A 23,643-nucleotide genomic window follows, 5' to 3' on the forward strand; every position below is an offset into this window, starting at 1 on the left:
CACGAGCGCCGGCGCCCCGTTGCCATACGAGTTGGCAGCGCTCTTCTCAGGCCAGCACCCGCGTTGCCGAGCGGGGGTTCACCCGCACAGGAGACGGGCCCAGATCGGCGTTTTCGGCGCGCAGGCGTACTCCCGTACGCCGAGCACCGAAAACGTCGAGGTGGGCCCGTATCCGAAGCGGGTGGACCCCTGCTCTAGCGGGAGGCGAGGACCGCGCGTACTGCGATCCCGAGCGAGGTCGTCGGCCAGATGCCGAGGACCATCACGAGCACCGCGGACACCACCAGGGCCGCGTTGACGTAGCCCGAGCGCATCGGCCGCGCGATCGGAGCGCCCGGCGCCGGCTCGCGCATGTACATGTAAACGAGCACCCGCAGGTAGTAGTACGCCGACAGCACGCTGTTGAGCAGCAGCGCCACGGACAGCGTGTACAGCTCCGCGCCCATCGCCGCCTTGACGATGTAGAGCTTGCCGAAGAAGCCCGCCGTCGGCGGCACCCCGGCCAGCGACAGCAGGAAGAGCGAGAACGCGAGCGCCGCCACCGGGTGCCGCTTGCCGATCCCGGAGAGGTCCTCGTAGCTCACCGCCTCGGCCCCGCGGCTGCCGCAGAGGATGAGCGTCCCGAAGGCGCCGACCGTCGAGACCGTGTAGGCGAGCAGGTAGAACATCACGCTCGCCTGCGCGTCCTCGCTCGCCCGCACCGTCGCCGCCACGCCCACGAGCAGGTACCCGGCGTGCGCGATGCTCGAGTACGCGAGCATCCGCTTCACCGACTCCTGCCGGCCCGCGATCAGGTTCGCGACCGTCATCGTGAGCAGCGCCATCACCGCCACGGCCGGCGGCCAGCCCGCGGCCCACGACGAGAGCGCCGGGCTGCCGAACGCCCCGAGCAGCACCCGCAGGAGCGTCGCGAACGCCGCGCCCTTCACGGCGACCGCCATGAACGTCGTGGCCGGCGTCGGGGCGCCCTCGTACGCGTCCGGCGTCCACATGTGGAACGGCACCGCGCTCACCTTGAACGCGAGCCCGACGAGCATCAGCGCCGCCCCGATGAGCAGCAGCGCCGGGTTCGGCGCCGCGGCCCCCTTCGCGCCCGCGATGGCCTCGCCGATCCCCGCGAGGTCGGTGTGCCCCGTCGCCCCGTAGATCAGCGCGCCGCCGTACAGCAGCAGCGCGGCCGCGAACGAGCCGAGCAGGAAGTACTTGATCGCCGCCTCGGTGCTCCGCGGCGACGTCCTGCGGAACCCGGTCAGCGCGTACGCGCCGAGCGACATCGTCTCCAGGCCGAGGAAGAGCGTCAGCAGATCCCCCGCGCCGGCGAGGATGATCGCCCCGATCGTCGAGAAGGTCAGCAGCGGGTAGAACTCCCCGCGGTCGAGCCGGTGCTCCGGGAGGTACCCCCCGGCGAGCAGCGCCGCGAGCGCGCCGCCCAGGCAGAGCACGAAGGAGAAGAACAGCGTGAACCGGTCCATGACCAGGTACGGGGCGAGCGAGTCGAACCCCTCCAGCGTCTCGGGGCCGACGAACCCGACAGCGCCCGAGAACACCGCCCCGGCGAGGAGCGTGATCGCGGTCCCGAGCGCCATGTCGGACGAGGGGCCGGAGCGGCGATCGTGCGACTCCTCGCGGCGGTGCGAGAACGCCTCCGCGAGCATCAGCAGCGCGCCGCCGAGCGAGACGACGATGAGCGGCGATACCGCGATGTACGGTCCGAGGATCATCGCGCCGCCTCCTCCGCGCGCGCCGCGAGCGCGCCGTCTCCTCGGCGCGCGCCCCGATCGCGCCGAGCCTGCTCGTCTTCATCCGCCCCCGCCGCGCCCTGACCGGATCCCACCGAGGGCGCCCCCTTCAGGAAGGCGGGGGAGAACGTGTCCTCGGGCAGGAGCTTCGCGTTCCGTTCGTCCGCGAAGAGGATCGCCTGCCCGGAGACGACCTTGAACTGGTTGTAAGTAGACAGGACCGACTCCTTCATCCGATCGAGGAAGATCGCAGGGAACAGGCCGATCACGAAGATCATGAGGATCAGGGGCGCGAGCGCGAGCCCCTCGCGGGGCGTCACGTCGGGCAGGTGCTTGTTCTTCGGGTTCGTGAGCGGCCCGAAGAACATCTTCTGCACCACGCTCAGCATGTAGACGGCGGCGAGGATGACGCCCGCCGCGGCGCCGATCGTGTGGATCCCGCTGAACGTCCCGAGGCGCTCGGACGCGTAGGTCCCCATGATGATCATGAACTCGCCGATGAACCCGTTCGTGCCGGGCACGCCGACCGAGGCGAACGTCACGATCAGGAAGAGCGTCGCGTAGGCGGGCATCACCTTGGCGAGGCCGCCGAACTCCGCGACCTCCCGGGTGTGGCGGCGGTCGTAGATCACGCCGACGAGGAGGAAGAGCGCGCCGGTGGAGACGCCGTGGTTCACCATCTGGAGCACCGCGCCCTGGATCCCGCTCGGCGTGACGCCGAAGAGCCCGAGCATCACGTAGCCCAGGTGGGCGACCGACGAGTACGCCACGAGGCGCTTCACGTCGGACTGCTTCCAGGCGACCAGCGCGCCGTAGATCACCCCGCCGAGGATCGCGATGCCGGCCAGGTTGGCCGCGAGGCTGGAGGCCGGGCCCGGGAAGAGGCCCATCGAGAAGCGCAGGTACGCGTACGTCCCGATCTTCAGCATCACCGCGGCCAGGATCACCGAGCCGCCGGTCGGCGCCTGCACGTGGGCGTCCGGCAGCCACGTGTGCACCGGCCACATCGGCACCTTGATGAAGAACGCGATCGAGAACGCCCAGAAGCAGAGCATCTGCGCGCCCCGGGGCAGCACCACGCGCGACAGCGCGAGGTAGTCGAACGTGTAGGCGCCCGTGAGCTTCTGGTTCGCCCACACGAGGTACACGATGCCCGCGAGCATCAGCATCGAGCCCGCCATCGTGTAGACGAAGAGCTTGATCGCCGCCTTGATCTTCTCGACGCCGCCCCAGATGCCGATCATCACGAACATCGGCACCAGCATCAGCTCCCAGAAGAGGAAGAACAGGAACAGGTCGAGCGCGACGAACGCGCCGAGCATCGCCCCCTGCAGGAACAGGAGGCAGAAGCAGAGCTCCTTGATCCGGTTCTTGATCGAGCCGAACGACGCGTACGCCGCGATGGGCGCGATGAACGTCGTCAGCAGGACGAGCCAGAGGCTGATGCCGTCGATGGCGACGTGCCACCGGATGCCCAGCGCCGGGATCCACTCCTTGATCGACTGGAAGTGCCAGCCCACGGTCATCGGCACGGTGAGCAGCCACAGCGACGCGAGGAAGCCCGCGCCGAGCACGGCCAGCGTGAAGCCCCGGAGCAGCGAGAGCAGCTGCCGCGGCACGAACAGCACCGCGGCGGCGCCAACGAAGGGCAGCCCGATGAGCACGTTGAGCAGCGACGGCCACTCGTCGGTCGTACCCGTCGCTTCCGCCGCGGCGCCTGACGGCCAGAGCCACTGCACGAAGAGCACCGTGAGCGCCGCGATGAGCCCGAGGCCGACCCGCTGCCACGGGGTGTACCCCGCGGCGGCGTGGGCCTCGCCGTGCTCGTCGCCGTGGTGGTCGTCGCCATGGTGGTCGTCACCGTGGCCGTCGTGGTGATCATCGCCGGCGTGGGCGTCTGCGGCGCCCTGCCCGCCGCCCGGCGGGAGGATCGCCCCCACGACGCCGGCAGCGAGCGCCGGCCAGTACTGCGTTACGAGGTCGAGCGCGCTCATTGCAGGCCTCTCGGCTTGATCAGGTCATGGATCTGCTCCGCCGGGGTCGCCCCCGGGGGCAGCGCGGGCACGTCCGGGCCCAGCAGGGTGGTCGGACCCGCGGGGGTCTTGCGGCTCGCCGGCCTGGAGAACGAGAAGGTCTCGGTCGCCTCGCGGTCGAACGCGTTCCGCACGCGGAGGACGACGTCCTTCGTCTCGCCGGGCTCGAGCTTCACCGTGACGTCGGTCGCCTCGGAGAACTCGCGCGCCGGCAGGCCGGGCGCCTCCCAGCGGTACCGGTAGCCGAGCCCCGGCGCCGCCGAGAGCCTCACCTCGCCGGACCGGCGCAGCTCCGCGTCGTCGACGTTCGCGTCCGCGTGCGGCTTGACGAGGAACCAGCCAACGCCGGCGAGGCCGACGACCATCGACGCGGCGTAGACCTGCACGCGGCCCGTCTGGAGCGCGCGCAGCACCGTGCCGAAGAACCCGACCAGCGCCGCCGAGAGCTTCGCGATGATGCCGTCGATGATCCACTTGTCGGCCATCGTGAAGATGTCGGCGATCGCGTCGACCATGCCCACCACCGTGGCGTTGTAGAGCTCGTCGATCCGCCACTTGTCGTAGATGAGCCGGTAGAGCCCAGGGAAGCCCTCGGCGAAGCGCCGCTCGGGCTCGCCGCGCTTGTTCCAGTACACGAGCATCGCCAGGCCGATGCCGGTGAAGCACGCCGCGACGCCGGGCAGCATCATCGGGAAGAGCAGCCCCTCCACCCCCTCGCGCACCGTCACCGCCCGCTCCGTCAGCGAGAAGACCGGCTCGAGCAGGTGCGCGAGCGGCGCGAACGCGTGGTTGTGGGTGAGGTGCACGAGCGGCTCCGCCATGAGGAAGCCGGCGAAGACCGACAGCGCCCCGAGCACGATCAGCGGGATCGTCATCGGCAGCGGCGACTCGTGCGGCTCCGGGCCCTCGAGCTTCTCGCCGTGCGCGTGCCCGTGGTGATCGTCGTGGTGGCCGTGCGGGTGCGGGTCCTTCCAGCCGCGCACGATCGTCCAGCCGCGGAACTCGCCGTGGAACGTCTGGAAGTACGCGCGGAACATGTAGAAGGCGGTCATCGTCGCGGCCAGGATGCCGACCCAGTAGATCGCCGGGCCGAGCCACTCGGGCCACTGCCACACCGGCTGCCCGCGCGTCGAGACCGACTCGATCCGGCCGGAGAAGGCGCGCCACAGGATCTCGTCCTTCGACCAGAACCCGGCGAACCCGGGGAAGCCCGCGATCGAGAGGCACGCGAGGAGGAAGGTCCAGCGCGTCAGCGGCATGTGGTTCTTCAGGCCGCCCATGTTGCGCATGTCCTGGGACTGGTCGGTGTCGTGGATGCGGGCGTGCATCGCGTGGATCACCGAGCCGGCGCCGAGGAAGAGGCAGGCCTTGAAGAAGGCGTGCGTGAGGACGTGGAAGAAGCCGGCGGCGAACGCGCCGACGCCCACGCCGATGAACATGAACCCGAGCTGGCTCACCGTGGAGTAGGCGAGCACCTTCTTCAGGTCGTTCTGGAAGAGCCCGATCGAGGCCGCGAACAGCGCCGTGGCCACGCCGGTCACCGCGACGACCGCCATCGCGAACGGCGACAGCACGAACACCGCCGAGAGCCGCGCCACGAGGTAGACGCCCGCGGTCACCATCGTCGCGGCGTGGATCAGGGCGGAGACCGGCGTCGGGCCGGCCATCGCGTCGGGCAGCCAGATGTAGAGGGGGATCTGCGCGCTCTTGCCGGCGCAGCCGAGGAACAGCGCGAGCGCGGCCAGCGTCCCCGCGTAGACGAGCACCGGCTGCGACGGGACGAGGAAGCTCAGGAAGCCGGGCACGGTGTCGACCGACATGTTGCCGATCGGCCAGATCTTCACCGCGGAGAGCAGGTTGCCCGCGTTCGCCGCGATGCCGTCGAAGTTCAGCGTGCCCGTGTAGTAGGCGAGCATCGCCATCGCCACGAGGAGGCCGAAGTCGCCGATGCGGTTCACGACGAACGCCTTCTTGCCCGCGCTCGCGTTCTTGTCGTCCTTGAACCAGAACCCGATGAGCAGGTAGCTGCACATGCCGACGCCCTCCCATCCCACGAAGAGGACGGCGAGGTTGTCGCCCATGATCAGGACGAGCATCGAGAAGATGAACAGGTTCAGGTACGCGAAGAACCGGTAGTACCCCGGGTCCTCGCGCATGTACGCGGACGAGTAGAGGTGGATGAGGAAGCCGACGCCGGTGACGACGAGGATCATCGTCCCGCTCAGGCCGTCGACGCTGAAGGCTGCGTCGATCGGGATCGACTGGCCCATCCGGCCGGTGATCGAGAACCAGCGCCAGGCGGTCCAGGTGAGCTTGCCGCCCTCGTGCGGCAGCATCAGGAACGTCGTGACGGCCGCCAGGAAGGCGCCGCCGAGCGCGGCGAGCGCCATCAGCCGGACCGCGTCCTTGCCGAGGCGCTTGCCGAAGAGGCCGTTCACGAACGCGCCGAGCGCCGGCAGGCCGAGAATGACCGCGAGCAGCGCGAACTCGGACGCGGGGAATAAGACTCTCAGGGCTTCCACGCTAACTCCTCAGGAGATCGGCGTCGTCCGAGCGCATCGTCTTCCGGATGCGGTAGAACGCGAGCACGATCGCGAGACCGACTGCGGCTTCCGCCGCCGCGATGGCGATGACGAAGAAGGTGAAGATCTGCCCGGCGTGATCGTGCGGGTGCACGCGGTTGTACGCGACGAGCGTGAGGTTCACGGCGTTGAGCATCAGCTCGATGCTCATCAGGAGGACCAGGAGGTTCCTGCGCAGCAGGAAGCCGATCGACCCGATCACGAACAGCACCGCCGCGACGACGAGGTAGTACTCGATGGGGACGGAGATCATGAGTGCGGCTCCTTCGCCGACAGGGTTCCCGCGAGGGCGCCCGGCTGCGCGGCCCCCTGATCGCCCGGCTCCGGCGACGCGGTGTCCGAGCCTTCGCCGGCGGGCAGCAGCGTCGGGTCGACCTGCTTGCCGCGGGCGACGGCGACGGCGCCGATCACGGCGACGAGGAGCAGCGCGCCCGAGAGCTCGAACGGCACGATCCCCTTCGTGAAGAGCTCGTGCCCGAGCGCCTCGATGGTCCCGAGCGACTCGGGGGCGGCCGGGATGGCCGCGACCCCGGGCTTCGACGCGCTCGCGACCAGGGCGAGCGCGCCGATGCTGCTCGCCCCGAGGACGCCGGCGCCGACGTAGCGCGGCACCGCGGTGCGGGCGTCGCGCGGCGACGTCGCCGACGGGCCGAGGAGCATGATCACGAAGAGGAAGAGGATGACGATCGCGCCCGCGTACACGAGGATCTGGATCGCGGCGAGGAACTCCGCCGAGAGCATCAGGTAGAGCCCCGCGATGCCGACGATCGACGTGAGCAGGCCCATCGCGCCGCGGATCGGGTTCCTGGCCGCGACCGTGGCCAGGCCGCCGAGCAGGACGAGCAGCGACGCCAGCCCGAAGAAGGCGAACTCGAAGATTTTCACGGCGTGAGCACCCCTGTCGACGAGCGGCCCTTGGTCTGGATGTACGCCTCGAACTCCTTGCGGAACTTCCGGAGGAAGCCGAGCGCGGGCATCGCCGTGCCCTCGCCGAAGGCGCAGATGGTGTTGCCCATGATGTTGTCGGCGATCTCGTGCAGCCGATCGAGCTCCTCGATCGTCCCCTCGCCGTGCACGATGCGATCGAGGATCCGGTGGATCCACGCGCTGCCCTCGCGGCACGGCGTGCACTGGCCGCACGACTCGTGGCGGTAGAAGCGCATCAGGTTGTGCATCGCGAGGACGGGGCACGCCTTGTCGCTGAGCACGATGGCGCAGCAGGTCCCGAGCATCGTCCCGAGCGCGCGGAACGTGTCCACGCCGAGCGGCACGTCGAGCACGCTCTGGCCGTGCCACGGGTGCAGCGGCGACTTGTCGCTCGGCGCGTTGACGACCTCGTCGGCGCGCAGGATCGGGCACGACGAGCCGCCCGGGATGACCCCGAGGAGCTTCCCGTGCTTCACGCCGCCGCCGTACTCGTAGATGAGGTCGCGGAGCGTGACCCCGACGGCCGCCTCGAAGATCCCGGGGTTGTTCACGTGGCCGCTCACGCCGAAGAGCCGGCAGCCGCCGTCCTTCAGGTGGTGCAGCGAGGAGAGCTTCGAGAAGTTCTCCCCCCCGAGCTCGAGCGCCGTGGGCACGGCCGCGATCGTCTCCAGGTTGTTCACGGTCGTCGGCATCCCGAACGCGCCGAACTGGGCGGGGAACGGCGGCTTGAGCCGCGGCTCGCCGCGCTTGCCCTCGAGCGAGTTGAGCAGCGACGTCTCCTCGCCGCAGATGTAGGCGCCGGCGCCGGTGTGGACGTAGACCTCGACGGGGTAGTCGATCCCGAACGGGCGCTTGCCGAGGTAGCCCTTCGCGCGCGCCTCCTCGATGGCGCCCCAGAGCCGCGCCTTCGAGAGGTGCAGCTCGTCGCGCACGTAGATGTACGCGGCGTGGGCGCCGATCCCGAAGCACCCGATGATGCACCCCTCGACGACGGCGTGGGGGTTCTTCTCCATCAGGGTGCGGTCCTTGAAGGTGCCGGGCTCGCCCTCGTCCGCGTTGATGACGAGGTAGTGCGGCCGCTCGGGCTTCGGGGGCCACGGCATGAAGCTCCACTTCACGCCCATCGCGAAGCCCGCGCCGCCGCGGCCGCGGATGTTCGCCGCCTTCATCTCCTCGACGAGCGCCTCGCGCGTCATCCCGAGGGCGCGCTTCGCCTGCTGGTAGCCGCCGCCCTTCTCGTAGACGGCGAGCTTGTGGCCGTCGGGCGTGTCGTAGTTCTTGGTCAGATAGCGCGTCAGCCGGAGCATCTCGTCACCTCGTCAACCGATCGAGGATCGCGTCCACCTTCTCGAGCGTGAGGCCCTCGTGGTAGTCGCGATCGACCTGCATCATCGGGGCGGTGCCGCACGAGGCGAGGCACTCTGCGGTGCGCAGCGTGATCCTCCCGTCCTTCGTGGTCTCGCCGGCGTGGATCCCGAGCCGCTTCTCGCAGTGGTGGAGCACCTGGTCCGCGCCGTTCAGCGCGCAGCTCAGCGTCCGGCAGACCCAGACCTGGTGCTTGCCGACGGGCTCCTTGTTGAAGAGCGTGTAGAAGGTCGCGACCCCCTGGACGTGCGCCGCCGAGAGGCCGAGCTGCTCGGCGACCCAGCGGAGCACGCGCTCGGAGACCCACCCCTCCTGTTCCTGGCAGAGGTGGAGCACGGGGATGCACGCGGCCTGGCGGTTCGGGTAGCGCGCGAGGATCTTCTCGAACTCGGTTCGCCGCTCGGCGGTCAGAGCAAATTGTTCGGTCATGTCGGCTGTTGGCACGGTCCGCTGGCTCCCTGGGCGCGCCGCGCTCGCGGCGTGCCCGCTTCCACATGCAGTCGGGACCCCGCAACGCGGGTCCCTTTCAACGAGGGTCCGCCCGGCAGACCGGGCGCACCCTCGTGCGCCTCCGATCTGGAGGCGCCTGCCGGAGGCGGACAGCCCCGCGCACCGGCGGCCGGGCATTCGGTTGTCCGTCGTACGGAGCCGTCCCGAGGCGCGGGCACGCTAGTGAGCGACGGTGGTCACTGTCAAGGCGCGCCGGGGGGAAACATAAAGCGGACCACACAAAGCCTTCCGCTGCCCAGAAACCGGACGGCTCCCCCCCGAGGTGCTCGTGCCCTCAGTCGTGGCCGTGGCCGTGCCCGCAGCCGTGGCCGCGGTCGTGCCCGCAGCCGTGGCCGCGGTCGTGGTCGTGGTCGTGGTCGTGGTCGTGGTCGTGGTCGTGGACGTAGACGCGGCCACCCGCCCCGCCCCGCCAGCCCCCGCCCCGCCAGCCCCCGCCCCGCCAGCCCCCGCCCCGCCCCCCTCCTGGAGCACGTGGCCACGCGGTACTCCCTGGGTTTTCTGACGAAGACCGCGTAGCCTGCGGAGAAGTCCGCAGCGTTCTTCGTCTTTCACTTGAGAACCGGAACGCGCTTCAACTACCCTCGGCGCCCATTACGACGCGCAGGGGCGCGGACATCCGTAGCAGCGAACCCCCCGCCGGAGGTGGTGCGTGTTCTGTCCGAATTGTGGGACGCAAAACTCGGAAACGGCGTCCACGTGCACGAAGTGCGGCTACAACCTGAAGAGCGCGGCCGCGCCGAAGTTCAAGGGCACCATGCTGATGAGTCAGCCGTCCTCCGGGGCGGGCGCGGCGGGTCCGCGCGGGCCGGGGGCGCCTCCGCCTCCCGCGCCTCCGGCCGGAGCGCCGCCGGGCATGGCCGCGATCCCGAGCCCGCCGCAGGGCCTCGCGGGCACGGTGGTCGGTGTCCCGCCGGCGGGGCTCGGCGCTTCGGCGGGGCCTCCTCCTGCCCCGCCGCCTCCCGGGATGGGCTACGGCTCGCCGCCCCCCGGCGGGCAGCAGCCGTCTGGCCCGGCCTTCGGCGGCGCGGCCGCGAGCCCGTCCGGCGGTTATGCGCCGTTCGGCCAGCAGCCCCAGGGCGTCAACCCGCTCGGCGGCACCATGGCGATCGACCAGCTGCCCGGATACGGCGCCCCGGGCCAGCCGCCCGGGGGCGCAGGCGCGCCGGCCGGCGCGTTTCCTCCGCCCGGCGGCTACGGGCAGCCCCCGCAGGGCGGCCCGGCCGGGAATCCTTTTGGACCGCCCCCGGGCCAGGACCCGATGGGCGGCCTCGGCGGCGCGCCTCCCGGCTACGGGCAGCCGCCCGGCTACGGGCAGCCGCCCGGCTACGGGCAGCCGCCCGGTTACGGGCAGCCGCCCGGCGGCTACGGGCAACCGCCTGGCGGCGCTCCTCCCGGCTACGGGCAGCCGCCCGGCGGCGCGCCTCCCGGCTACGGGCAGCCTCCGCAGCACGGCGCCAGCGGGTACGGTCCGCCTCCGGGCCAGGACCCGATGGGCGGCGGCTACGGCAGCCCTCCGGGCGGCAGCTACGGCGGCCCTCCGGGCGGCGGCTACGGCGGCCCGCCGGCTGGCGGCTACGGCAGCCCTCCGGGCGGCGGCTACGGCGGCTCGCCCGGCGGCAGCTACGGCAGCCCTCCGGGCGTGAGCGATCCCGGCTATGGCGGGTCGCCCGGCGGCGCTCAGATGTCGGCGCCCGGCCAGTTCGGCCAGGCGGCCAGCAACCTGGGCGTGTACGGCGGCGGCGGCTCGATGGCCCCGGGCGCGAAGGGTGAGACCCGCAACCCGGTCACCGTGTGTGTGATCGGGATGGTCTGCTTCCTCTACGCCATCTGGCAGATGTGGGCGATGCTCAACGAGCTCCAGCAGGCGACGAAGGACCCCGAGTTCAAGCCCTGGTACCTCTTCATCCCGTTCCTCAACTACTACTTCCTCTGGGTGAAGGTGCCGGAGCAGGTAACCCGGGCCAAGCAGATGGCCGGCTCGCGCAACCAGCAGGCCGAGGGCATCGTGCTCTACGTCTTCCTCCCGCTCTACGCGCTCGCGAAGGACCTCAACGAGGTCTGGGACCCGAACGCCGCCTGACCCGCGCCGCGGTCCTCCGCCGTGTCGCCGTCCAGCTCGACCGAAGCCAGTCCGCCCGCTCCGTCGGCCCTGTCCCGATGGAGCGCGGCGCACGCGCGCGGCCGCGCCGCACGACTGGGCACGGCGGCGGCGGTGCTCGGGCTCCTCGTCGCGTGCGGCGCCCCGCTCTGCCCGTTCGCGATCGTCACCCGTCACCCCTGCCCCGGCTGCGGGCTCACGCGCGCGACGCTCGCCCTCGCGCACGGCCACCTCGCGGACGCGCTGCGGCTCCACCCCCTCTCCCCGGTCATGGCGCCGCTCGTGATCGCCGCGCTCGCGTACAACGCGGCGATCTACGTGAAGGACGGCCGCATCGCGGCCGCCGAGGGGATGCAGGGCGCGTGGGTCACGCGGCTCGGCATCGCGCTCGCGATCCTGATGCTCACCGTCTGGATCGCGCGCTTCTTCGGCGCGTTCGGCGGCCCCGTCCCGGTCTAGCGCCGAACGCGACCGCGTCGCCCGCATGCCGCGCAGAGCGGCGGTCACCCGCTCTCTAACAACCGCGGACGCGGAGCGCTTCGCCCCTCCGCCGCGAGACCGGGCGCAGGGCGCGCACGGCGTGGGCGCCGCGCCGGGGCCAGCCGCGCTGCGAGCGCGCGAGCGGGGTGCCCGCGGGCACGCCGACGCGCAGCAGCACCTCGTAAGCGCGCTCCAGATCGCTGCCGATCACGTCGAGCTGCTCGTCCGTCAGGCCCCGCTTCGCCTTGGGGAACAGGACGTCCTCCTCCTCGTCGGCGTGGTGCGCGAAAATGTCCCGCAGGAGCCGGAGCCGCGCCTCGAAGCGCACATCGGTCACGCGCGTGCGCAGCAGGTTGTCGGCCGCGAAGCGCGCGAGGCCGTGCTTCTCGTAGGCGTCGTGGAGCGGCTTCCTGTCGCCGGCCATCCGCTCGGCACACACCGGGTAGAGGTACGTCTCCTCGATGCGTACGTGCGCGTCGATCATCCGGGAGAGCTGCGCGACCATCGATGTCCGGAGGCCCGGGCTGGGCTCGGCGGCGATGCGCGCCATCAGGGCGCTGACTTCGAGATGCTGCTGCTCCAAGAGATCGAGTGCGTCCATGGGGTTCCCCTCGCGTGAAGCTCACCGCCTCGCGCCGCCGCGCTTGAGCAGCGCGTGCACAGCCCCGGATCGCGGTGCCGGGCGGCGCGGTGCAGGCGGCACCGTCGTGGCAAGGAGCGGGCCGGCGCCGGGGCGCGCGGAGCGCGGGCGCTGCCTTGGCTACACCGGCACGCCGGCGAGGGCGTCGCGCATCGCCGAGGCGCTGGGGAAGCGGTGGTCGGGGTGCTTGGACAGGGCCCGCGAGAGCACCTCGTCGAGCACGCGCGGGACATCACGGCGCTCCCGCCGGAGGGGCACGGGCGCGGACCGCACGATCGCGACGAGCACGTCGAGATCGCCCCGGCCCCGGAAGGGGAGCTTGCCCGAGAGCGCGTAGTAGACGAGCAGCGCGGCCGCGAACAGGTCGCTCCGCTCGGTGATCGCGCGGCTCCGCATCGCCTGCTCCGGCGACATGAAGAGCAGCGTGCCGACGAGCGACCCGGGGCTGTCCGGCGTCACGCCGTCGCCCGTGTCGACGCCGGGCTCGTGCGCGAAGCCGAGATCGATGAGCTTGACCGTCGTCGCGCCCTCCCCTGCCCCTGCGCCCCGCGCCCCGGGCACGAGCAGGACGTTGCCGGGCTGGAGGTCGCGGTGGACGACCTTCGCCGCGTGCATCGCCGCGAGGCCGGCGAGGATCTGATCCGCGAGGGCGAGCGCGCGGCCGATCGGCAAGGGGCCGCGCTGCCGGACCTCCTCGCTCAGCGTGACGCCTTCGAAGAGCGGCATCACGAAGAACGGCCGCCCGTCCTCGAGGCGCCCCTCGCCGAGCACGGGGCAGACGTTCGGGTGGTCTATGCGGCGGGCGAGCCGCACCTCGCGGGCGAACCGGCCCTCGATCCCGGAGTCCCCCGCGTGCACGCGCCGGAGCGCCTTGAGGGCGACCGGCTCCCCCGTCGCGGCGCGGCGGGCCGCGTACACAGCGCCCATCCCCCCCTCGGCGATGAGCCGCTCGATGTGCAGTCCGTGCTCTGTACGACCGACGAGCGGGTCGACGGCCAGCCGCCCACACGCCGGGGCCCCCGTGGTGATCCCGCCTACCGCCCCGGCGCCACGCCCCGCCGGGAGCCCCTTCGGCGCCCCCCGCTCGCGGCCGGCGTGGCGGACGATCCCGGAACGAGGCAGCTGTCGCTCCTCGGCCGGATCGCGGCCCGCGTCGGCAGGGTCAGGCAGCGCCTCAGCGATCATGGACCTCTCCCTGGCCGAACCGGAGGAGCAACGCAGTTGGGAGCCAGGATCCACGTAGAGAACCTCGTCAGAAATTACCTGACGAGTGTCCATGGACCAGGCCCGCCAAGCAAGCGGATTGGGTGCCTAAACGACCAACGACGTGTGGGTGCACCTCCGGCTTATGTCCCGTTTCTACTCAGTTTTTGCCCGGACGAAGCGAACCGCCCAAGGCGTTTCCGGACGGTCGGGAAAATCCTGAAGGAAATTGCGTCCCGATCCCCGTTACCTTCGCAGCGCACTCATCACTACATGCCGAGGACGACGACGTGGCGAAGCGTCTTGATCTCATTCTCGTGATCGACGTGGAATCGACCTGCTGGGACGGCGACCCGCCGCCGGGCGAGGAGAACGAGATCATCGAGATCGGCGTGTGCCCGCTGGAGGTCGCCTCGTGCCGGCGCCGGGAGCGGCGCTCGATCCTCGTGCGCCCGGAGCGCTCGCGCGTGAGCCCGTTCTGTACGGCGCTCACGACGCTGACGCAGGCGGACGTCGACGCGGGCGTGTCGTTCAGGGACGCGTGCGCGACGCTCCGGAGCGAGCTCAAGGCGCAGGATCGCCTCTGGGCGAGCTACGGCGACTACGACCGGCGCATGTTCGAGCGGCAGTGCCAGTCGCGCGGCGTGCCGCTCCCGTTCGGGCCGAGCCACCTCAACGTGAAGAGCCTGTTCGCGGTGACGCACGCGCTGTCGCGCGAGGTGGGGATGGCCGAGGCCCTGGAGCGCGCCGGCCTGCCGCTCGCGGGCACGCACCACCGGGGCGTCGACGACGCCCACAACATCGCGGGCCTGCTCGCGCACCTCCTGCTGGCCGCGCGGCGGTGACGCCGGCGGCGCCGGCGACGCCGGGCGCTCAGGCGATCGGCGCCGCCTCGAGGGCCTCGGGCTGCGCCCCAGCGGCGTCCCGCGGCGGCGGCTCGCTCGCGGCTGCGCCTCCGGACGGCGCCGCTCGCTCGTCGTCGCCCGCGGCGGCCGCCCCGGCCGCGGCGGGCGGCACGGTCGCCGCGGCGAGGAGGTAAGCGAGGCCCGCGCCGAGCAGCAGGGCGCTGTAGCCGAGGTTCAGCGCGCACAGCGCCCCGAGGGCCATCCCGGTCGCGCCCGCGAGGGCGCAGAGCGCCCAGCACCACGGCAGCAACGCCGGCGAGACCGAGTCCACGATCTTGACCCCGAGCGGCGCGAGCGAGCCCGCGAGCACGCCGAACGGAACGAGGATCGCGATGGCGAGGATCGCGCGCGGGAAGGCCCCGAGCCCGAGGCCCCACCGCGCGAGCGGCACGAGCCCCACCGCCGAGAGCGCCGCGGCCACGGCGAGCGCCTCCGCCACCCTCCCGGAGACCGCCGTCGCGGCGCCCGGGGGCACCCGGGCGGTGAGGAAGCCGCCCACGCCGGCCGAGACAAGGAGGATCACGAGGACGGCGGGGAGCTCGTGCGCGGGCAGGTCGAGGAGGAGGAGACCATGCCGGAGCACGGCGAGCTCGACGAGCGCGAACCCCGCGCCGATCGCGGCGAAGAACGCGAGCGCTCTGGCGGGCGGCGCCGCCGACGACGCGAGCGCCGCGGCGTCGTGCGGCGCGAGGCGCGCGCGCAGGCGGCGCGCCGCGAGCGCCGGGAGCAGCACGCCGAGCGCGAAGAGCGCCGCGCCGACGGCGAGCAGCAGCGCGAGCGCGAAGAGCGCCGTTTGCCCGGCGCGGAGGGCCCCGACGTCGCCGAGCACCGCGGGCAGGCGGCGCGCCGGGACGGTGTACGCGAAGAACGGCCTGTCGTCGGTGGGCGGCGTCAGATCAGCCTCCGCGGCCGCGCCCTCGGCGCCGCGCGCGGCCACCGCGGAGGCCGAGGGCGCGTCCGCCGCGACGAGCAGGCTGCGGACAGGGGTCGCCGGGCGGTCGGGGGCGAGGACCTCCGAGAACTTGTGCTTGCGGCAGTGGCGGCGGAGGGCGTCGACGTCCTCGCGCGCGAGCGGCGTGCGCCGGGCGAGGAGCGCGGTCTTCTGCGCGGCGCTGCACGCGAAGAGGTGGTCCTTCGGCGCGGCGACGCCCGCGCCGCGCAGCGACGCGGCCACGAGGGAGAGCAGCCGATCGAAGTCCGCGTCCGCGCGGACCAGGACGAGCGTGCCCTCGGGCAGGAGGCGCGAGAAGAGGTCCCCGACGCCCTCGAGCGTGAGGAGCCGGCTCTCCGAGAGCGCGAGCGCGCCGGTCGTCGACGCCTCGACCGTGTCGGTCGACGGGATCACGATGTTCCTGAAGAGCAGCGGCGTGCGCCTGGCGAAGCTCCGCCCGTCGCTCACCACGAGGTGGACCTCGGGCTTGTCGAACAGGTTGCCGCTGAACGCGGCGTACTTCCCGCGCATCACCTCGAGGACGCCGCGGTCGCCCTCGACGGCGACCACGTCCTTCTGCCCAGCCTTGAGCGCGACGCGCACGTCGCGCCCGCCCCCGGCGCCGACGACGAGCGCGGGGCCCTGGTCCTTGTGCAGCGCGTACGCCATGTCCTCGGGCTGCGGCGGGGGCGTCGTCTTCGCGTCGAGGATCGGGCTCGCCGCGGCGCCGCCGAGCCGCATCAGCGCCGCGCCGGCCTTCGGTCGATCGACGGTGATCAGCGAGCGCTCGGTCCAGGCCTCGAGCTCGGTCCGGTCGGGCGACGCCCGGCGGATGCCTGCGAGCCGGAGCCACGGGGCGCCGACGTCGCCTGCGAGCAGCACGAAGGAGCCGAGCACGAACGTGGCGACGAGGCCGCCGGGCGCCCGCTCCTCGCCATCGCAGCAGCGCGACCCCAGGTAGAAGAAGATGCCCGCCACGGCGAAGAAGATCGCCGCCGCGAGCGCGGCGCGGGGCGCGCCTGCGCGGAGCGCGCCGGCCGCGGCCAGCCCGCCGAGCGCGCCGCCGGCGAGATCGAGCAGGTAGAGCCGGGGCATCTCGCGCGCCGCGTGCCGGATCGCGGCCGCGAGCGCGAGGCCCGCGAGCGCGAACGGGACCGTGGAGACCGCGTAGCACAGCGCGAGCCACGGGAGCGACCCCGGCGCGGGGACGGACAGGGGCTCGCGGTGCGCGAGCAGGATGACCGCGGCGAGGGTCGCGCCCGACGCGAGCGAGGCGAGGATCGCCATGCGGGCGAAGAGCGCCGGCGGGCGGGCGAGCGACGGGACGACGTAGAGCAGCGCGCCGCCCACGCCCGCGCCGACGAGCGACAGCGAGAGCGCGAGGAACGCGTGGGCCTCGCCGAACAGCGCCGCATAGATCCGCGCGAGCGAGATCTCGAGCAGGACCGAGGCGCACGCGAGGGCTGCGACGCCGCTGAAGAGGCCGCTCCGCTGGGGGACCCGCATGGGCCCGCTCCTACCACAGCGCGAAGCGGCCTTTCACCTCTCTCGACCGAGCGGGGCGAGCGGCCACGGCGCGAGCAGCGGCACAGGGCCGCTCCGCCGGCCCAAACGCGGCTCCGCCGCGCCGCTTTGCCTGAGCGCGCGCGCGCACTCGTCGACGGTGAGGCGGCGCGGCCCGTACGCCGAGGCGTTGGCCGCGTCGGCGTCCATCAGCCGGGTCGGCGTGTCGATCCCGAAATCGTCCGGGTGCCCCGGCTCGTCGAGCAGCACGTGGCCGAGCTCGTGCGCCAGCGCGAACGACGCGCGATCCGCGCGCAGGCCGGCGCGATCCTCGATGATCGTGTTCCGGATCGCCCCGCCATCGGCAAAGATGAACGACTCGCCGATCCGCCCGCCGCCCGCGAAGCTCGGGACCATCACGACGTCCACGGTCGCGGGGTCGCCGTCGTCGAACGCCTTGAGCAGCGCCCGCTCCTCGACCGTGCCGGCGATGGCGTCCGTGTCGCTGAAGTGCTGGAGGCCGTCGTTGAGGTCCACGGCGCCGATGCACGCCGTGAGCGTCGCGTCGGTGCTCAGCGCGCCCGCCGCCGGCGGCTCGATGGTCGCGAGCGCGCCGCCCGGCCGCCGCACGAGCACGTCGGTGGTCCCGTAGGCGCCCGCGCCGATCGCCGGGTTGTCGGAGAGCCGCACCGAGAACCCCGCCGCGCCGATCGCCTCGGCGACGGCCCGGGCCGCCGCGTCGGGGCGCGCGCGGGGCGCGATCGACGCGGTCACCTCGTGGCCGTCGACGCGCACCCGGATCGCGCCGCCGCTGGCCGGCAGGCCGTGGTCGCAGCCGATCGCGAGCAGGTGCGGGCGCGGCGGATCGACGAAGGTGACGTCGAGCGCCTCGGGCGGGCCGAAGCTCACGCCGCACGCACCCCAGAGGGCGTTCGCCCGCTCGACCTCCGCACGCGCGATGGCGAGCGCGCCCGCGTCGTCCCCGCCCATCGGCGGCGGGCCGCCGGCGCGGGGGCGCACCATGACGATCCGGAGGCGCGCGCGCGTGCGCCCGAGCGGCCCGAGCGGCGAGGTGCGCGGGCCGGCGATGCGGATCATCTGGACCTTCGGCCCGCCGGGCAGGGCGACGACGAGCGCCCCGCCGACCTCGCCCTTCACGGAGCGATCGACGATCATCGGGTGGTTGCGATCGATGTCGTCCGCGACGGCCCGCAGGGGGCGCGTCGATCCGCACACGAGGCCCGGCGGCACGTCGTCCGGGCACCGCACGTGGCCGAGCGGCACGTCGGGCAGGCGATCGATCACCCCGCCGGACGGCGCGGCGGAGTGGACGTCGAGGGTGAGCGGCAGATCCTCGGGCGCGCCGATGACGAGCAGCCGGATCGCGTCGGGATCGTCGAGGTTCGCGAACGGATCGTCGCCGAGCCGGTCCGGGGGCGTCCGCTGCAGCGAGGCGTGGGAGCGCGCCATGTCGATGCGCCGCCCGGCGCCGTCGATCGCGCGCACCTCGAACGCGCTGATCGTCCGCGCCTCGCCGAAGAGCGCGATCTCGCTGCGCCCGGCGCGGACCGCCTGGATCTCGACCCGGCGGGCGCCCGCGGGGATCGCCGCGCCGGGCTTGACCGGGCTGCCGTCGACGAGGAGCCGCAGGCCCGCCGGGATCGCCGCGGGCGCCTGGCTCGCCCCGCGCGGCGCGCGCAGCGCGAGGAGCTCCGGGGCGGGCGGCACTCGAGGCTGCTCGCCGTCCGGCACGCCGTCGGCGTCGTCGTCGTCCAGATCGACGGCGACGAGCGCGGGCTCGGCCGCTCGGGCGCTGGCCGGGCCGAGGAGCCCGCCGAGGAGGATCGCGAGTGCAGACAGCCGCCCATTCATGTCGTCATCGCCCTGCCCGCTCGCCCTCCCCGGCCAGTCTATCGCGACTCCGGCCGAGCGCAGCCGGCGCGGCGCGATGGGGCCGTCGGGAGCCTTCCGATGGCGGTGCGTCCCGCCCTGCGCCACGTGTCGCGTCATGGTCAGCGTCAGCGCCGTCATTTTCGGTGTCGACGGCACGATCCTCGACACCGTCGATCTGCACGCGGCCGCCTGGCAGCAGGCCTTCCGGCGGTTCGGCCGCGAGGTCCCGCGGGAGAAGCTGCGCAGCCAGGTCGGCAAGGGCGCGGACCAGCTGCTGCAGACGTTCCTCTCGCCCGAGGAGCTCGGCTGGATCGGCGCCGGCATCTCGTCGCTGCGCGACCAGATCTACGGGCGCGAGCTCCTCCCGGGCGCCCGGGCGTTCCCGTGTGTGCGCGAGCTGCTCCAGCGCGTCGCGCGCGACGGGCGCCGGATCGTGCTCGCCTCGCCGACGCCGCGCGGCGAGCTCGACGCGAGCGTCGAGCTCGCCCGGGTGGGCGATCTGGTCTCGTGGACGGTATCGGCCGACGACGCGGACAGATCGAAGCCGCGCCCCGACGTCCTCGAGGCCGCGCTCGATCGGCTCGGCAGCGTCGATCCTCGCGAGGTCGTGCTCGTCGGCGACACGCCGTCGGACGCCGAGGCCGCGGCGAAGCTCGGCCTCCTCTCGGTGGGGCTCCTCTGCGGAGGCTTCCCCGAGATGGAGCTCCTCGAGGCCGGGTGCGCGGCGATCTACCTCGATCCGGAGGATCTCCTCGCGCGCTACGACGCGTCGCCGCTCGCGCCGCCGGGGGAGCGGCTCGCGTCGTGACGGCGCTCGAGCGGGCTCAGGAGACACCGGGCGGGCGCCCGGCGCGCGCCTCCGGGGAGCGCTCGCTCTCCGGGCCGCCGAGCCGCTCCCGGAGCGCCCTCCGCCGCGGCTCGTCGATGGACGACGCGGCGGTCGAGCCGTCGCGGCGCTCCACCGAGTAGACGGCGTCGGGCGGCAGGAGGTCGAGGAGCGCGGGGCTCTCGGTCGTGAGCAGGAGCTGGCGCTGGGCGGACGCGCCGCGCAGGTACTCGAGGAGCGCAGGGAGCGCGGCGCGATCGACGCCCGCGTCCGGGTGCTCGAAGCCCGCGAACACGAGCGGGGGCTCCTGCGAGAGCGCCGTGACCATGGCGGCCAGCCGCAGCGTGGCGTCCGGCTCGTCCGCGGCGGCCCGCCAGCGCTCGCGCCCGTCGCCGTCGACGCCGTGGCGCAGCTCCGGGACCAGGTACCCGCCGGACGAGGACGCGCGGGCGCCGTCGACGTCGCCGATCACCTGGGACAGCCCCGCGAGGAACTGCTCCTGCCATCGCTCCTTCGCGAGCGCGCGGAGGACCGAGCCCCAGTTGTCGCCGCTCGCCTTGAGGCGCCGGGAAGCGCTGAGCTTCTGGGGCGAGCGCAGCGTGCGCGGCGCGAGGGAGTAGAGGACCGCCCGGCGCAGCTCGTCGAGCATCGGCGTGAGCGGTCCATCGGAGAGCAGCGGCAGGACGAGCTTCGTGCCGCTCACGGCGATGGGGGCGACGCCGCGGTACGCGAGCGTGCCGCTGCGCCCCTTGTCCTTGCGCGAGAACCCCTTCGGGCTGCCCTTCAGCCGATCGAAGGAGACCTCGGGCGCGTCGCTGCCGGCGTCGAAGACCTCGCGCAGCCCCGGCTTGACGAGCCGCGTGAGCGCGCTGCGCTGCCACCACGCGGCCGTCTCGCTCTTGACGCGCGCCTCGCCGTCCCGCTCGCCCGGCGCGAGCTGCACGAGCCAGAACCCGTGGCCCTCGGTCCTGGAGACCGCGACCCCGAGCGTGGTGAGCGCGCCGTCGCCGCGAGCGCCCGCCAGCGCGCCGCCGCCGCGCCGATTCGCCGCCGCCAGATCGAACGCCCCGTTGGCGCACTCGGCGAGGAACCGCACCGCGTCGAGCAGGCAGCCCTTCCCCGAGCCGGGCGGACCGACGAGCGCGGTCAGCGACCCGAGCGTGAGCTCGAGCCCGGGCCCGACGCTGCCGTAGTTGCTGACGTAGACGTGGGTGATCATCGCGGCGCGGAGCCTCGGTTCGAGGACGTCCACCCCCCTGCCGGCGCTGGGAGACCGCTGGCCAGGCGCGCCGGGGAGACCTTCCGGGACGCGGGAGAGACCTTCCGGGACGCGGGAGAGACCTTCCGGAACGATGGAGGGACATCCCGGAGCGTTAGAGAGACCCTCCGGGACGCGAGAGAAACGTTCTGGGTGGCTAGAGAGACCCTCCGGGACGCTCGAACGACCTCCGGGGACCCCAGAACGACCTCCAGGGACACGCCGCCGCGCTCCCGGGGTGCGTCGCGCCGCGCTTCCGGGACATGGCTCCCAGCTTTCGGGACATGGCGCCGAGCTCCAGGGACGTCACGTCGAGCTCCAGGGACGTCACGTCGGGCTCCCGGGACACCCGGACGGCGTGGGAGAGGTCCCTGGAACGCTACGTCCTTCGCGTCACGGGGAGAGCCTCCCGTCCGGGCAGGCCATCGCCCGTCAAGGGCCGGCGATACGCGGCCGTCGGTCTCGGTACCGTCCTGAAATTCTCCGATGCGCCCCACCCGACGAGGATCATCGAACGCCTCGCCAGCGATGTCCGCAACAAGATCCTTGCGGAAGGAGCACCGGCCCGCGATGCGAGGCGATCGCCCCCGCAGGATCGTAAGGCCCGGCACGTAATCGCGCCGGCGCCCCGCGATCCGCGCGCTCTCACCGAGCGCCCTGGAGCCCTTGGAGCGTTCACCCGCGGCTTCCGCCCGAGCCGCTGATCTCGCCGGTCGAGCGTCGCTTCATGAACGCCACCGGCGAGAGCCCCGCGAGCTCACGGAACTCCCTGACCAGGTGCGGCTGATCGCAGTACCCGCTCGCAAGGGCGATCTCCGACCACGACCCGCGGGCGACCTGCGCGTTCGAGACGACGCGCTGGAAGCGGGCGATGCGCGCGTACTGCTTCGGCGAGACGCCGACGGTCGCAACGAAGGCGCGCCGCAGGTTCCGCGGGCTGACGTGGAGCGCGCTCGCCGTCTCTTCCACGGTGACCCCTCCGAGCGAGAGCTTCCGGAGCGCGGCGCGCGCGACGGCCGCCGACGCGGGCTCGAACACGTCGGGACCGAGCATGCGGCCTTCGAGGGCGCGCTCGATCGCCTCCAGGCGAGCTCGCGCGGGGTCCAGCGTGACGCCGGTCCCGACCGCCACCAGCTGCTCGAGCAGGGCGTCGGCGCCTCGGCCCCAGAGATCGCGCGCAGGGACGATGCGATCGGCGAGCTCGTCCATCGGCACACCGAAGAAGGGGTACGCGCCGCCGGGTCGAAAGATCACCTGCACCGCGAGCAGGAAGCGCGGCACGCGCTTGTACACGGCGCGCGTCTTGGGCCCGAGGACGACGAGGTCGGCGCGGTCCGCGTCGAGCAGGCGAAAGACCAGCGACGTCGTGCCATCGGGCAGCAGGTCGAGGTTCGTGATCGGCGGCGCGCTGGCGCGGACGGCGACGACGAAATTGCGGAGCACGCGCGACGCCGGCGCGCCGACCTCCGGGCGCGGGGCGCGCCGCGCGATGCTCTGTTCGATCGATCCCAGCACGACGCGATCGTGCGCTCGCCCCGGGCCGCCATCAACCCACCCGGCCCCGTCCCGGCCGTTTCCTCCAAGATTGCACGCCGGCACGGGCGCACGGTGCGGTCCAGCGAGGGCTCTTCAGACGGGGCCCCAGGAGGACCACGATGAACCTGGATCACTACGTCACCCTCGGCCGCTCCGGCCTGCGCGTCAGCCCCCTGTGCCTCGGCGCCATGACCTTCGGCGAAGACCACGGCTTCGGATCCAGCGTCGAGGAGTCCGAGGCGATCCTCGATCGCTTCCTCTCGCGCGGCGGCAACTTCATCGACACCGCCAACGCCTACACCAGGGGCCACTCCGAGAAGATCATCGGCGACCACCTCGGCCGCCACCCGAGCAAGCGCGACCGGGCGGTGATCGCCACCAAGTTCACAGCCAACCTCTACCTCGGCGACCCCAACGGCGGCGGGGCCGGGAGGAAGGCCATCTTCGCGCAGTGCGAGCAGTCGCTGCGCCGCCTGCAGACCGACTACATCGATCTCTACTGGATGCACGTCTGGGACAAGCACACGCCCATCGAGGAGACGCTGCGAGCCCTCGACGATCTGGTGGCGGCCGGCAAGGTCCGCTACGTCGGCGTCTCCGACACGCCGGCGTGGAAGGTGGCGCAGGCGCACGTCCTGGCGGGCTCCCGCGGGTGGGCGCAGTTCATCGCGCTGCAGATCGAGCACTCGCTCCTCGAGCGCACGGTGGAGGGCGAGCTCATCCCCATGGCGCGCGAGCTGGGCCTCAGCGTCACGCCCTGGTCGCCCCTCAAGAGCGGCGTGCTCACCGGGAAGTACACCCGGGAAAATGCCGGCAAGCACAAGACCGATCGCGGCCCGTTCGTGCTCTCCGCGCTCACCGACGAGGCGTACGCGATCGTCGACAAGCTCGTCGAGATCGCCAGGGATCTCGACACCACGCCGGCGCGCGTGGCGCTCGCCTGGGTGGTGGCCCGGCCGGGCGTCACGTCCACCATCATCGGCGCGCGCACGCTGGCGCAGCTCGACGACAACCTCGCCTCCCTGGAGGTCAAGCTCGCGCCCGATCAGGTGGCCGCGCTCGACGCGGTCTCGGCGCCGGCGCTCGACTTCCCCGCCGGCTTCCTGCGCCTCGCCGGCGCGTTCATGAACGGCGGCACGACGATCAACGGCGAGAGCGCGCCGGCGTGGCCGATGGCGCCGAAGAACGACGGCGAGCGGTACTGACCGCGCACC

General features: G+C 72.8%; 18 protein-coding genes. 5 read left to right on the forward strand and 13 right to left on the reverse strand.

The window, feature by feature from the left end:
- Positions 1-194: 194 nt before the first annotated feature.
- The 7 genes from WMF29_RS22940 to nuoE are packed head-to-tail and all read right to left on the reverse strand — an operon-like array spanning position 195 to position 9,075.
- Complete coding sequence (locus WMF29_RS22940) at positions 195-1,721, reverse strand: NADH-quinone oxidoreductase subunit N (RefSeq protein WP_437330883.1); 1,527 nt, start codon at positions 1,719-1,721, stop codon at positions 195-197.
- Positions 1,718-3,733 carry a complex I subunit 4 family protein gene (locus WMF29_RS22945; RefSeq protein ID WP_437330884.1) on the reverse strand — a complete coding sequence of 672 codons (2,016 nt, stop codon included), beginning with the start codon at positions 3,731-3,733 and terminating at the stop codon, positions 1,718-1,720. The genes WMF29_RS22940 and WMF29_RS22945 overlap by 4 nt, the downstream gene beginning before the upstream one ends.
- Positions 3,730-6,294 carry an NADH-quinone oxidoreductase subunit L gene (gene nuoL / locus WMF29_RS22950; RefSeq protein ID WP_437330885.1) on the reverse strand — a complete coding sequence of 855 codons (2,565 nt, stop codon included), beginning with the start codon at positions 6,292-6,294 and terminating at the stop codon, positions 3,730-3,732. The genes WMF29_RS22945 and nuoL overlap by 4 nt, the downstream gene beginning before the upstream one ends.
- 1 nt (position 6,295) lies before the next feature.
- Positions 6,296-6,607 (reverse strand): NADH-quinone oxidoreductase subunit NuoK, encoded by a 312-nt coding sequence (gene nuoK / locus WMF29_RS22955; RefSeq protein WP_272093012.1) that lies wholly within the window; start codon positions 6,605-6,607, stop codon positions 6,296-6,298.
- Positions 6,604-7,239, reverse strand: a complete 636-nt coding sequence (locus WMF29_RS22960) for an NADH-quinone oxidoreductase subunit J family protein (protein ID WP_437330886.1) — start codon at positions 7,237-7,239, stop codon at positions 6,604-6,606. Before WMF29_RS22960 ends, nuoK begins: the two co-directional genes overlap by 4 nt.
- Positions 7,236-8,588, reverse strand: coding sequence for an NADH-quinone oxidoreductase subunit NuoF (gene nuoF, locus WMF29_RS22965; RefSeq protein WP_012236856.1), 1,353 nt, complete (start codon positions 8,586-8,588; stop codon positions 7,236-7,238). Before nuoF ends, WMF29_RS22960 begins: the two co-directional genes overlap by 4 nt.
- A 4-nt stretch (positions 8,589-8,592) precedes the next feature.
- A complete protein-coding gene (nuoE, locus tag WMF29_RS22970; protein WP_437330887.1) occupies positions 8,593-9,075 on the reverse strand; it encodes an NADH-quinone oxidoreductase subunit NuoE in 483 nt (160 codons plus the stop codon).
- Between the two features lie 730 nt (positions 9,076-9,805).
- On the opposite strand from nuoE, the gene WMF29_RS22975 reads away from it, so the two are divergent.
- Positions 9,806-11,236, forward strand: a complete 1,431-nt coding sequence (locus WMF29_RS22975; RefSeq protein ID WP_437330888.1) for a zinc ribbon domain-containing protein — start codon at positions 9,806-9,808, stop codon at positions 11,234-11,236.
- Between the two features lie 21 nt (positions 11,237-11,257).
- Positions 11,258-11,713: a DUF2752 domain-containing protein gene (locus tag WMF29_RS22980; RefSeq protein ID WP_437330889.1), complete on the forward strand. Its 456-nt coding sequence runs from the start codon at positions 11,258-11,260 to the stop codon at positions 11,711-11,713.
- A gap of 55 nt (positions 11,714-11,768) precedes the next feature.
- Here WMF29_RS22980 and WMF29_RS22985 read toward each other — a convergent pair whose 3' ends face one another.
- Positions 11,769-12,335, reverse strand: coding sequence for a hemerythrin domain-containing protein (locus WMF29_RS22985; protein ID WP_437330890.1), 567 nt, complete (start codon positions 12,333-12,335; stop codon positions 11,769-11,771).
- Positions 12,336-12,494: 159 nt separating this feature from the next.
- Positions 12,495-13,559 (reverse strand): serine/threonine-protein kinase, encoded by a 1,065-nt coding sequence (locus WMF29_RS22990; protein ID WP_437330891.1) that lies wholly within the window; start codon positions 13,557-13,559, stop codon positions 12,495-12,497.
- Between the two features lie 308 nt (positions 13,560-13,867).
- Between WMF29_RS22990 and WMF29_RS22995 the strand changes: the two genes are divergently transcribed.
- Positions 13,868-14,422 (forward strand): exonuclease domain-containing protein, encoded by a 555-nt coding sequence (locus WMF29_RS22995; protein ID WP_437330892.1) that lies wholly within the window; start codon positions 13,868-13,870, stop codon positions 14,420-14,422.
- 28 nt (positions 14,423-14,450) lie between these two features.
- On the opposite strand, the gene WMF29_RS23000 is transcribed toward WMF29_RS22995, so the two are convergent.
- Both WMF29_RS23000 and WMF29_RS23005 read right to left on the reverse strand, forming a co-directional pair.
- Positions 14,451-16,919: a hypothetical protein gene (locus WMF29_RS23000; protein ID WP_437330893.1), complete on the reverse strand. Its 2,469-nt coding sequence runs from the start codon at positions 16,917-16,919 to the stop codon at positions 14,451-14,453.
- A 33-nt stretch (positions 16,920-16,952) separates the two neighbouring features.
- Positions 16,953-18,926 carry a hypothetical protein gene (locus WMF29_RS23005; protein ID WP_437330894.1) on the reverse strand — a complete coding sequence of 658 codons (1,974 nt, stop codon included), beginning with the start codon at positions 18,924-18,926 and terminating at the stop codon, positions 16,953-16,955.
- Between WMF29_RS23005 and WMF29_RS23010 the strand changes: the two genes are divergently transcribed.
- Positions 18,925-19,617, forward strand: a complete 693-nt coding sequence (locus tag WMF29_RS23010) for an HAD family hydrolase (protein ID WP_437330895.1) — start codon at positions 18,925-18,927, stop codon at positions 19,615-19,617. The two genes, WMF29_RS23005 and WMF29_RS23010, sit on opposite strands and share 2 nt — an antisense overlap.
- A gap of 16 nt (positions 19,618-19,633) precedes the next feature.
- On the opposite strand, the gene WMF29_RS23015 is transcribed toward WMF29_RS23010, so the two are convergent.
- Together WMF29_RS23015 and WMF29_RS23020 are read right to left on the reverse strand one after the other, a co-directional pair.
- Complete coding sequence (locus tag WMF29_RS23015; RefSeq protein ID WP_437330896.1) at positions 19,634-20,887, reverse strand: AAA family ATPase; 1,254 nt, start codon at positions 20,885-20,887, stop codon at positions 19,634-19,636.
- Between the two features lie 681 nt (positions 20,888-21,568).
- Positions 21,569-22,408, reverse strand: coding sequence for a helix-turn-helix domain-containing protein (locus tag WMF29_RS23020; protein ID WP_437330897.1), 840 nt, complete (start codon positions 22,406-22,408; stop codon positions 21,569-21,571).
- A 140-nt stretch (positions 22,409-22,548) separates the two neighbouring features.
- Between WMF29_RS23020 and WMF29_RS23025 the strand changes: the two genes are divergently transcribed.
- Positions 22,549-23,634: an aldo/keto reductase gene (locus WMF29_RS23025; RefSeq protein WP_437330898.1), complete on the forward strand. Its 1,086-nt coding sequence runs from the start codon at positions 22,549-22,551 to the stop codon at positions 23,632-23,634.
- The last annotated feature ends 9 nt before the right edge of the window (positions 23,635-23,643 follow it).

Source organism: Sorangium sp. So ce381, from assembly GCF_051473845.1.
Classification (GTDB): domain Bacteria; phylum Myxococcota_A; class Polyangia; order Polyangiales; family Polyangiaceae; genus Sorangium; species Sorangium atrum.